The 977-nt window shown below is 67.2% G+C and carries 1 protein-coding gene and 1 pseudogene; both read left to right on the top strand.

The genetic code is table 11. The features are described 5' to 3' along the window. The first annotated feature begins 167 nt into the window (after positions 1-167). The gene (gene ilvN, locus IG62_RS0140910) at positions 168-692 is read left to right on the top strand and encodes an acetolactate synthase small subunit (protein ID WP_030816355.1); all 525 of its coding nucleotides are present in this window, start codon (positions 168-170) and stop codon (positions 690-692) included. Between the two features lie 111 nt (positions 693-803). Next, positions 804-977, top strand: a pseudogene (locus IG62_RS45895) (ketol-acid reductoisomerase); the annotation flags it as partial.

Raw genomic sequence — 977 nt, forward strand, 5'->3', positions numbered from 1 at the left:
CGACCGCCCGGTCGTGATCGACTTCATCGTCCACGAGGACGCCCAGGTGTGGCCGATGGTCGCCGCCGGCACCTCCAACGACGAGGTCATGGCCGCCCGCGGTGTGCGTCCCGACTTCGGCGACAACGAAGACGACTGAGACGACGAAGAGCGAAAGAGAGAAGACCATGTCCAAGCACACGCTCTCCGTCCTGGTGGAGAACACCCCCGGCATCCTCGCCCGGATCGCCGCGCTGTTCTCCCGCCGCGGCTTCAACATCGACTCGCTCGCCGTCGGCGTCACCGAACACCCCGACATCTCCCGCATCACCATCGTGGTCAGCGTCGAGTCGCTGCCCCTGGAGCAGGTCACCAAGCAGCTCAACAAGCTCGTCAACGTCCTGAAGATCGTCGAGCTGGAGCCCGGCGCCGCGATCCAGCGCGAGCTGGTCCTGGTGAAGGTCCGCGCCGACAACGAGACCCGCTCGCAGATCGTCGAGATCGTCCAGCTGTTCCGCGCCAAGACCGTCGACGTCTCGCCCGAGGCCGTCACCATCGAGGCCACCGGATCCAGTGAAAAGCTGGAGGCGATGCTGAAGATGCTGGAGCCGTTCGGCATCAAGGAACTGGTGCAGTCCGGCACGATCGCCATAGGCCGCGGCGCCCGCTCCATCACGGACCGCTCGCTGCGCGCGCTGGACCGTTCGGCCTGACCCGCCCGTCCGCCGCGGCCCGACCGGACCGTATGGCGAGACCCACCGACCTTCCTCACCCCGCCCGACGTACTGTGTGGGCACCCCGCTAGATCCAAGGAGAGACCCCAAGTGGCCGAGCTGTTCTACGACGACGACGCCGACCTGTCCATCATCCAGAACCGCAAGGTCGCGGTGATCGGCTACGGAAGCCAGGGCCACGCCCACGCGCTGTCCCTGCGCGACTCGGGCGTCGACGTGCGCGTCGGTCTGCACGAGGGCTCCAAGTCCAAGGCCAAGGCCGAG

Origin of the sequence: Streptomyces sp. NRRL S-337 (assembly GCF_000720175.1) — a bacterium.
Classification (GTDB): Bacteria; Actinomycetota; Actinomycetes; order Streptomycetales; family Streptomycetaceae; genus Streptomyces; species Streptomyces siderophoricus.